Source organism: Pedobacter sp. L105 (assembly GCF_009765875.1).
Classification (GTDB): domain Bacteria; phylum Bacteroidota; class Bacteroidia; order Sphingobacteriales; family Sphingobacteriaceae; genus Pedobacter.
Map to the genome: position 1 here is coordinate 292410 of NZ_LMUP01000008.1, position 9356 is coordinate 301765.

General features: G+C 41.0%; 10 protein-coding genes and 6 tRNA genes. 5 read left to right on the forward strand and 11 right to left on the reverse strand.

Translation table 11 applies throughout. The annotated features are described in order from the left end of the window. Positions 1–145: 145 nt before the first annotated feature. From GSQ84_RS16470 to GSQ84_RS16490, 5 genes are all read right to left on the reverse strand, one after another. The gene (locus GSQ84_RS16470; RefSeq protein WP_158798372.1) at positions 146–1231 is read right to left on the reverse strand and encodes a FecR family protein; all 1086 of its coding nucleotides are present in this window, start codon (positions 1229–1231) and stop codon (positions 146–148) included. Between the two features lie 319 nt (positions 1232–1550). Further along, on the reverse strand, positions 1551–2123 hold the full coding sequence (locus GSQ84_RS16475) for an RNA polymerase sigma factor (RefSeq protein WP_254070888.1): 573 nt from the start codon (positions 2121–2123) through the stop codon (positions 1551–1553). Between the two features lie 287 nt (positions 2124–2410). After that, positions 2411–3337, reverse strand: coding sequence for an alpha/beta fold hydrolase (locus tag GSQ84_RS16480; protein WP_158798373.1), 927 nt, complete (start codon positions 3335–3337; stop codon positions 2411–2413). A 9-nt stretch (positions 3338–3346) separates the two neighbouring features. Beyond that, positions 3347–4228 carry an NmrA family NAD(P)-binding protein gene (locus GSQ84_RS16485; protein ID WP_158798374.1) on the reverse strand — a complete coding sequence of 294 codons (882 nt, stop codon included), beginning with the start codon at positions 4226–4228 and terminating at the stop codon, positions 3347–3349. Between the two features lie 74 nt (positions 4229–4302). Continuing rightward, positions 4303–4866 (reverse strand): Crp/Fnr family transcriptional regulator, encoded by a 564-nt coding sequence (locus tag GSQ84_RS16490; RefSeq protein ID WP_158798375.1) that lies wholly within the window; start codon positions 4864–4866, stop codon positions 4303–4305. A 326-nt stretch (positions 4867–5192) separates the two neighbouring features. Here GSQ84_RS16490 and GSQ84_RS16495 point away from each other — a divergent pair, with 326 nt between their 5' ends. The 5 genes from GSQ84_RS16495 to GSQ84_RS16515 all read left to right on the forward strand — a co-directional run bounded on the left by GSQ84_RS16495 (position 5193) and on the right by GSQ84_RS16515 (position 8181). Then, positions 5193–5486 carry a hypothetical protein gene (locus GSQ84_RS16495; RefSeq protein WP_158798376.1) on the forward strand — a complete coding sequence of 98 codons (294 nt, stop codon included), beginning with the start codon at positions 5193–5195 and terminating at the stop codon, positions 5484–5486. A gap of 225 nt (positions 5487–5711) precedes the next feature. Further along, positions 5712–6530: an SDR family NAD(P)-dependent oxidoreductase gene (locus GSQ84_RS16500; protein WP_158798377.1), complete on the forward strand. Its 819-nt coding sequence runs from the start codon at positions 5712–5714 to the stop codon at positions 6528–6530. A gap of 74 nt (positions 6531–6604) precedes the next feature. Then, positions 6605–7495 (forward strand): AraC family transcriptional regulator, encoded by an 891-nt coding sequence (locus GSQ84_RS16505; RefSeq protein WP_158798378.1) that lies wholly within the window; start codon positions 6605–6607, stop codon positions 7493–7495. Between the two features lie 156 nt (positions 7496–7651). After that, positions 7652–8002, forward strand: a complete 351-nt coding sequence (locus GSQ84_RS16510; RefSeq protein ID WP_158798379.1) for a nuclear transport factor 2 family protein — start codon at positions 7652–7654, stop codon at positions 8000–8002. Between the two features lie 11 nt (positions 8003–8013). Further along, positions 8014–8181, forward strand: coding sequence for a DUF3861 family protein (locus GSQ84_RS16515; RefSeq protein ID WP_158798380.1), 168 nt, complete (start codon positions 8014–8016; stop codon positions 8179–8181). A 518-nt stretch (positions 8182–8699) separates the two neighbouring features. Here the strand turns inward: GSQ84_RS16515 and GSQ84_RS16520 are convergent. The 6 genes from GSQ84_RS16520 to GSQ84_RS16545 form a co-directional block, all read right to left on the reverse strand. Next, positions 8700–8771, reverse strand: a tRNA-Glu gene (locus tag GSQ84_RS16520). 41 nt (positions 8772–8812) lie between these two features. Continuing rightward, a tRNA-Met gene (locus tag GSQ84_RS16525) sits at positions 8813–8885 on the reverse strand. Between the two features lie 44 nt (positions 8886–8929). Further along, positions 8930–9001: transfer RNA gene (locus GSQ84_RS16530), tRNA-Glu, on the reverse strand. A 50-nt stretch (positions 9002–9051) separates the two neighbouring features. Next, positions 9052–9124 (reverse strand) — tRNA-Met (locus GSQ84_RS16535). Positions 9125–9170: 46 nt separating this feature from the next. Beyond that, positions 9171–9242: transfer RNA gene (locus tag GSQ84_RS16540), tRNA-Glu, on the reverse strand. A 41-nt stretch (positions 9243–9283) separates the two neighbouring features. Continuing rightward, positions 9284–9356, reverse strand: a tRNA-Met gene (locus GSQ84_RS16545).

The window sequence follows — 9356 nt, forward strand, 5'->3', positions numbered from 1 at the left end:
GTACATTTGTGAAGATTGGGTTTTAGCCTGCTACCGGAAGTTTTCCAGACGAGTCGGCGCAGGCGGTTCATAAATTCATTCGTAGTCATCCGGCATTCTCGCGGGATGACTTTTTTGTTTAGATGCGAAGTTTTAACGTATTAGTCTATCTCGATACTATAACCCTCCTTCCTTCAACTTTAAAGTGAACGCCTTCCGTTTTCTCCAGTATTTTCAGCACCTTGGTGATGGGATGCTGCATGGTCAGTGTAGCGTAAAATACATTATCAGTTACCGGTCCATCCCATACTACTTCTATATTATACCATCGGCTCAGCTGGCGCATAACTGCTTCAATTCGGTCGCCCTCAAAATCAAAATCATTATTTTTCCAGGCTATGAACTGGCCAGTATTAACCCGGCTAATCTTATCTCCATCGGTCTGTTCATTTGGCTTTAAGATTGCGTTATTTACTTTAACGCTTCCTTCTATGAGTGTGGTGACTGATTTTGGCTCATCAGCGTAAGCATTAACATTAAAGCTAGTTCCGATGTCTTCTATAGTCTGTTTGTTAGTTTGGACTTTAAAAGGCTGCATGGCATTATGTTCAACTTCAAAATAGGCTTCACCGGTCAATCTCACTAAACGTTCCCTGCCACTAAAGGCGACAGGAAAACTTAGGCTCGATTCAGCATTCAGCCAAACTTTAGTGCCATCTGCAAGTACAAGCGGATAAGGTGATTTTTCACCTCGCGCGGTGGTCAATGTATTATAAAAGTTTTTTGTTTCCTGCTGTTGACCTGCAGAATAGACAATACGTTCATTGTTCGCGGTAATACTTGTTTGTCCCTGCTGCGCTAAAGCACCATTTAACCCTTGTTTAAGAATGATTTTTTTGCCGTTTGCCAATATAAGCGTTGCCTGATTACGACCTTGTTCAATATTACTGACCTGTTGCGGCTGAGTTGCCGGCTTCCTCTGTATAAAATAGGTTCCTGCAGAAATTGCTATAAGAATACTTGCAGCAATAGCTAAACGTTTTACAATCGGGAAACGACGCACTTTGGTAACTTCCTGATGAGGCAACTTTGCCCAAACTTCCTGAGAGATCTTTTCAAGATGCTCGTCAGAAAATTCCACAGGTTCTTCGTTGAAGTTGATCAGCCATTTTTCGACCAGAGCTTTTTCCTCCTCGGTGGCAGCGCCATTTTTGTATCTATCAAAAAGTGAATTTTCTTTCTTCTGTGACATAGCCGTTAAGGAAATATTAACATTAATTGAAGCTATGACAGATTACTTTAAGCAAACACGTAGATAAAATTAAAAAAAAGTGAGAATTACATCAATTTTATTAGGTACAAGGCTTTTTTTTACTTGAGATTACCGAATCAACCTAACAATAAGGTCTAAGCGAACCCAAAAAGGAGATTTTTAAGCCTTAGATTAAAAATAACGATGGCGTTTAAGAGGTTTCTCAGGCTTTCTTAAGGTCTATATTGGTTACAGAAATTATTTAAGGAAATATCTTAGCTTAACATCTTTAATGTAAGAAATATGCAGAAAAGATTTATTAATGCCAGAAATAGAAAAGGAATACAACTAAACCCAGTTTGGTACGAAGTCGGTATAAGGCGTTAGAAACTTGTGTTTCTACAGTCCGTTCCGAAATATCTAAAGTTTGTGCTATTTCTTTATTCGACAGATGCTCTTTACGGCTCATTTCAAAAACCTGACGCATTTTAGCAGGTAACGCCTGGATCTCTCTCTCTATTAATCCAAGCAGTTGCTTTTCGCGGACAAGGTGATCAGTTGTATCTGTTTCAGAGGAAAGGAAATTTTCAAACGAAGCAATATATTTTGACTTGACTGATTCCCGTGAGAAATGATTTATAATCCGGTTGTGAATTGCAGAATAGAAATAGCCGGCAATATTAGCGTTAAAAAAAAATGACGTTCGTTTGTACCAAAGCTCAGTAAAGAACTCTTGTATGATATCTTTAGCCTGCTCTTCGTCACGAAGCTTCTTATAAGCGTAGGTGTATAATAACCGAAAATAGCGTTGATACAATTGTTCATAAGCTTTGTGGTCCCCGTTGATTAACAGAGTTGATAATTCGTTATCACTTAGGGGTAAATAATCCATTATGACCAGGCAGAGCTAAAACGAATATACAAAAAATATTTAATGGTTTTTCGAAAAACGCCTAACTGCATAGAATTTAAATTAAAGAAGGCCATAATAGATCTTTCTGGGGAGGGAAATTTTACGTTAAGGGATATTATCGACTACCACTTTTTTATTAATACTTCATCTGAATCTGGTTTAATAGCCGCAATCTTATCTGCCTCGTGGAATTTCGGTAATTGTTTAATAGTTGTGATATAATTAGCCGATGCCTGTCTAATGTAGATGACATCGGCTTATCATTATCATTGAATAAAATCCATAACAGCGTCAATCACCTTTTCAGGCGCTTCTTCGTTCATATAATGCCCGCTATCCAGCAGTCCTACCACTTCGCAATCTTTGGCAACATAAGGCAAGCCCATTTTCATGTATGTATAGCTAACATTGCTTGCAATACCTAAAACCGGCATGGTGAGTTGCTGATAAGTTTTCCCGTCCTCAATATCTTGTGTAAAAGTTTGGTACCAGCCATTGGAAGCGCGAATGCTGTCGGCTTTGTTATAGGCGGCTGCGTAAACCTCTTTTTCAAAGGCCGAGATCTTTGTTTCGTCAATCATCACAAAATCAAATAGCCAGTCCAATAAGTAATTGAAGCGTCCTTCCAATAATTTTTCTGGCAGCCCCCTGACCTGATTAAAACTCATCCACCATGCATATGGAGCATCGACGGTCATTTTATTGGTAAAAGTGCCTAAAGGCGGTATCAATGGCATTCGCATCATGCCTTCGCCCGGATGCGCGCCATCCATCACAATAAGTTTCTGCACCACATCGGAAAAGTTGAAAGCCACACTCATGGCCACCATACCACCTATATCATGGCCTAGGAGGTGTACTTTTGGAAATTTCAAATACCTGATCAAATGGTATATATCTGTAGCCATTGTTTTTTTATCGTAGCCTGCTTCAGGTTTGGCCGATGTACCCATACCGCGGATGTCTACAATGATCACACGATATTTTTCTGCCAGTTTAGTAGCTACATTTTTAAAAGAGTACCAGGTTTGCGGCCAGCCCGGAAGACAAATTAAAGGTGCGCCTGCCCCCCCATCCACATAGTGTAACTCCACACCGTTAACAGTTGCATATTTATTTTCAAAACCCGGCCATTGTTTGATAAGTTCACTATCCGAGTATGGATCGGTCGTATTTCTTTTTTCGTTTTCCATTATCTTATTTTAAATATTATGCTCCACCGGTAACCAATTTATGCCTTCGTATCTATCATTATCTAATGCGGGGTGATGCACCAAAAACATACTGTACAGGTATTGTGCCTGCTGCCATTTAGGGTATAATTGATTTTCACCTTCTGGATTTTCGGCCCGTTGCGCTTTGTTATAAGCCGAGAAGTTTTCCATAGAGCCCATGTGAACCAATTGAAACTTTGCCCCTTTATGTTCTTCGCTTAACCTGACCAGATCATTAGGGCTGACCTGAAAGCTGGCAACCCTTAAATACCTCGGGGTGGCATCATCCATTGCCGCCCTTGCTGTAAAGGCCGCGGTATCATCCATTGTTGTAAAATCGATTTTCCAGTCGGTTTTATCGTCGTAATAGGCAATGGTTTTTTCGTTCGTATTAAAGAGGGGTATATTATAACGCAGAATATGAGCGAAAGCACCATTAAAGATGGATGTTGCCTTAATCGGCGCTCTATACAGTATTTCTTCAAATTCTTTCCGCAGATCAAAATTCCTATTAGCTCCAACAGGCATTTTCGTAAAGTCTGTTGAAAAATCAGACGGTATAAATCGGGGAACTCCCGCAGCAACCGCGGCACTCAAGAGGTTGGTTTGCATACCGACGATCACCTCATGCAGTCCCGCAAGAGCGGACACTACGCAGGAAACGCCATTGCAAGCGCCGATCAATTCCTGCTCATTAGACAGATCAACCCTAAAAACATCTGCACCTAACTGTTCAAGTGCCTGTATTTTTTCAGGATCGCTTCCTTCACGAACAATCGCCCGGACGGGAACGTTTAGTTTAGTCAATTCCCGGCATATTTTATAGCCGAGATTGCCTGTAGCTCCTGCTACCAATATTAAATTTTTCATTTGCATCGTTTGTTGATGATGCAAAACTATAGACGAAAGCAGCTGTAAAAACTACCAATTGGTAGATAATCAAATTACCTGATATTTTTTCTTATTCTGCTTAGCGCATTGGGTGTGATGCCCAAATAAGAGGCGATCTGTTTAACAGGAACCCTTTTGATCAGTTCCGATTTTGCCATAAACTCTAGGTAGCGTTCTTCGGCAGATAAGGTTTGAAAACTGATGATCTGATCTATCATGCGCACTGCCATCGCTTCCCAGGTTACCCGGCCAAATTCCTGCCAGGCGGGAAATTCCCTGTAAAGTTTTTCCATATCCGGTTTATCTATGTAAAGCAATTCGGTATCTTCTATAGCCTCAATATTGAACCTGGTTGGCTTTTGCGGATTGAGGCTTGAAATCTCGGTAAAAAATTCATCCTGGAAAACCACCCATGCAGTTAACTGCTCGTTAAATTCACCAAAAAAGAAACGGAGCGCACCCGATTTTATATAAAAATATTGATAAGCGATTTGCCCCCGCTTTAAAATAAGCTGGCCTTTCTTAACCTGTTTGAATTTGAAACAGGTAACAATTAAATCCAGGTCAGCACCATTAATGGTAACCCTAGATTCTATAAAATCTGACAGTTCTTTCATTTGATCGTTTAGCAATTATAGCAAATTTGAACAACTGTTTTTTAGATTGAGGAAAACGAGCGCAAACTATAATTGCGTTACTTATAAATCAGTGACTTTCACATTGGTCAACGACTCCATAATTCATCGCCATAATCAGAGGCACCATCCCCTTATTAAAGCATTTTGTAGAGGAATCAAGCACAAACTAAGCAACTCGCAATTCGTTTAAAACCTTCAGTTGCCTCGGCACGACTTCGATCGGCAAAACTGAAGAAGAATATGCAAAGCTAACGCATGATCTGACCTTGAAGATTGCAGCGTCTTTGTTGAAATTTAATCCCGAAATGACTTTTTGCTATGTAACCGCTAAAGGGACCGACAATACGGAACAAGGAAAGACCATGTGGGCGAGGGTCAAAGGGAAAACAGAAAACGAACTGGCTAACATGGGATTCCAATTTTTTTTTGCTTTCAGGCCATTTATGCTGACGCCGACAAAAGGATTGCTGCATACCCACAGTTTCTATAATATATATCAGCTGGTTGTTCCCGATTGGAAGGCTGGTTTACCCCGAAGGATTCTGCACCTTAAAAGAACTTGCCCTATCAATGATCAGGGTCGGTTATCAGGGATTTAGTAAAAAAATAATTACGCCTACTGATATGGTAAAACTTGCCAGGTCATAAAACGGATGGTTAATTAAAGTTCAAAGCACAGCTTAATCCCGTGCTTTTTTTATTTTACGCCCTTCAAAATTTATCAGGGCCATTTACGTAAAAATGTCCTAATGATACCCACTTCTGTACTAACCGCAGGGCTGCTAACCGAGTTAAATTTGTTTAACATTTAAAAGTTTAAAACAATGTCAAAAACAATTTTTATTACCGGTGCCTCACGTGGTTTCGGGAAATTATGGGCCGAAGCATTATTGCAGAGGGGCGATAAAGTAGTAGCAACAGCACGCGATATTAGTGCATTGGATGATCTGGTAGCTAAATATGGCAGGAATATTTTACCGCTAAAACTGGACGTTAATGAAAGGCGGGCTGGTTTTAATGCTATAGCAAGGGCTAAAGAACATTTCGGCGGCATTGACGTACTGATCAATAATGCCGGCTATGGGTTATTCGGCACGATAGAAGAAATGTCTGAGCGTGATGCGCGTGATCAAATGGAAACCAATTTTTTTGGCTTGCTTTGGTTATCACAGGCCGTATTGCCGATCATGCGTGAGCAGGGTCACGGTCGTATTATACAGCTTTCAAGCGTGTTGGGCTTAATCAGCCGCCCGGTCTTGGGTTTATATGCTGCCTCTAAATTCGCCGTTGAGGGCTTAAGCGAATCGCTTGCCGCAGAAGTAAAAGACTTTGGCATTAAGGTTTCGATTATCGAGCCGGCAGGTTTTGATACCGAATGGGGAAGTTCTTCTGCTGCCCGCACGGTTGCAATGCCCGAGTATAATGAAGTGAAGGCCAGTCACCAGGCAGGTATCCCTCCGGATTTCCGGGGTTCTGCAAGCGGCACCATAGACGCGGTGCTAAAGCTTATAGATAGCGAAAACCCACCATTGCGTTTATTGCTGGGTAAGTACGCCAATATGTTAGTTAAAAAAGAATATGCTAACCGAAGTGCCGAATGGGATAGCTGGCTGGAGGTAACATTAGCATCACAAGGTAAATAATCACGATATTGCACTGACGGGATCTGCGCCTGGATATGGCGCAGGTCTTTTTTAATTTTTTAATTTTTTTAATCATGCAACACTTTAGTAGTTTGGCCGATTTACACCGCTTTAATGGCCTGTCTATGCCGGAGAACCCACTATTCAGCGTTTACCGGTGTCCGAAAAATACCACGCTTGGTGAGCAGCCATTTACTTCAGACTTTTATATTATTGGGTTTAAAAAGCTGGAGTCGGGTGTGATCATGTATGGGCGTACGAAATATGACCATGACAACGGTTGTATGCTGTTTGCCAAGCCACGGCAAATCATCGAGTTTAAAAATCTCGAATACCATGAAGATTCTTTTATCGTATTCATACATGAGGATTTTTTGAATGGCCACTTTCTGCATAAGGAGATCAATAAATATGCATTTTTCGATTACGAGGCTAACGAGGCCCTGCATCTTTCTCCACGTGAAGAACAGGTGATGTGGGATCTTTTTTTCAAGATAGATGCCGAATATCAAACCAATAATGATGAGTATAGCCGTAATATCATGCTTTCGCATGTTGACTCCATGTTAAGGTATTCGCAGCGTTTTTATAAACGGCAGTTTATTGACCGAACCCAGTTATCAGGTAAAACCGTATCGAAATTCAACCATGCACTCGAAGCCTATTTAATAAATAGGGCACTACTCGATCATGGTTTGCCTAATGTAAGTACCTTGGCAGCACAACTGAACTTATCTCCCCGCTACCTGAGTGACATGTTAAAGCAGGAAACAGGCAAAACAGCGATAGAGTTGATCCATATCTTCCTGATCAATGAGGCAAAGAACCGGTTGCGAGATGATGATCAGCGTGTTTCTGAAATTGCGTATGCGCTTGGTTTTGAAGACCTGTCCTATTTTTCAAGGCTTTTTAAAAAGGAAACTGGGATAACACCTAATCAGTTTAAAAAACATTTAATTAACTGATCAAGCGTCACCATCTATTTTAAGTCATGATAACATTTCAATTACTGATTATAAGCGCCCACGTGAAAATGTCATAATGTTCCGCACTTCTGTCCTAATTGTATTTTGAATGCTGTGATAGTTTTGCACTAAACAAAATATAATAAATACAGAATTATGAATACCGAACAAGTAGCACAGGAAGTAGTAAAATTGATCCGCGCAGGTAAAAACGGCGAAGTAAAAGACGCCTTTTACGCCGATCATATCGTGAGCATAGAGGGGAATGGGGATACGCTTGAAGGCATTGATGCGATACAAAAAAAGAACGCCGAATGGGGCGTGCAGATTGCTGAAGTACATTCCGCTTCATGTTCCGATCCCCTGGTTGCAGCCGACCATTTTTCCTTACATATCAAAATGGATATTACGTATAAAAATGGTTACCGAGGAGTAAGGGACGAAATCGCTGTTTACGAGGTAAAAGATGGAAAAATAGCTGCTGAACAATTTTTCTTTAAATCATAGATCGACGCCTAATGGAACACAAAGCACATCAATACCAGTTAACCTTGCAATACCTGGAAAATAACCACGGTAAAGCAATGTCCGAAGAAATGTTAACACTTAATTTTGAAAGTCATGATGATATCTTCTCGATCATTACCATGTTGAAAACCAAAGGTATATTTGGTGAGGAGAAATAAGCGACTCAGCTTGCTTTAGGTAGAAAGCTTTTTGGCGAAGTGACGATCAGGCATCGTTTTTAGTCAGTATAAATGCGTCGCTATCTTAATTAATTGACTCACTAAATGGTTCGAGTTAAAGTGGTAGCTTAATTTAAAAAAATCACGTTCACAAGCCAGACGGCTTAACATTGACAGTTTATAAGGTAAACTGGCCATTATTTAAACGTTGGTTAACCTTATGCTTAACAAATAGTATGTGAATAAGTTGGCCGGCAGATTTCTCTATGTATTTTTGTTAAACACTGTAAGCAAAGAGTTTGATGCCTTTTCCTTTGGGGATTTAAAATAGCAAGCAAAAAGCAAAGTTATGTCTTTAAAACCTGCCCCACGATATTTGGTGTTGATACGTCATTTGCTTGACTTTTCCGACTCAGTGGATATATACGATGTAGTGAATAATAAGCGGTTTTGCCGAAAAAAAGAAAGCTGTAAATCAGAGATCTACAGCTTTTTGAACGATTTAACATCGATTTTTGTAGCCCGTAGGGGAATCGAACCCCTATTTCCAGAATGAAAATCTGGCGTCCTAACCGGTAGACGAACGGGCCATTTCAAAGCGACTTACCTTTACAGATAATGCTTCTCCAGGTAGCGGGGACCAGACTCGAACTGATGACCTTCGGGTTATGAGCCCGACGAGCTACCAACTGCTCCACCCCGCACTATATTTTAATTTCAAGCTACCGTTACCTTATCGGTCTTCCAGTAGCCCGTAAGGGAATCGAACCCCTGTTACCAGACAGAAAATCTGGCGTCCTCACCCCTAGACGAACGGGCCATTTTATTATTTTTATTTAGCGATTAACAATCCTGTTAAAAGCTTCCAGGTAGCGGGGACCAGACTCGAACTGATGACCTTCGGGTTATGAGCCCGACGAGCTACCAACTGCTCCACCCCGCACTATGTTTTTAATGAAAAACGCTAGCGTGCAACTAGCGTTTTTTTGTAGCCCGTAGGGGAATCGAACCCCTATTTCCAGAATGAAAATCTGGCGTCCTAACCGGTAGACGAACGGGCCATTTCAAAGCGACTCTCCTTTGCAGGTTATGCTTCTCCAGGTAGCGGGGACCAGACTCGAACTGATGACCTTCGGGTTATGAGCCCGACGAGCTACCAACTGCTCCACCCCGCA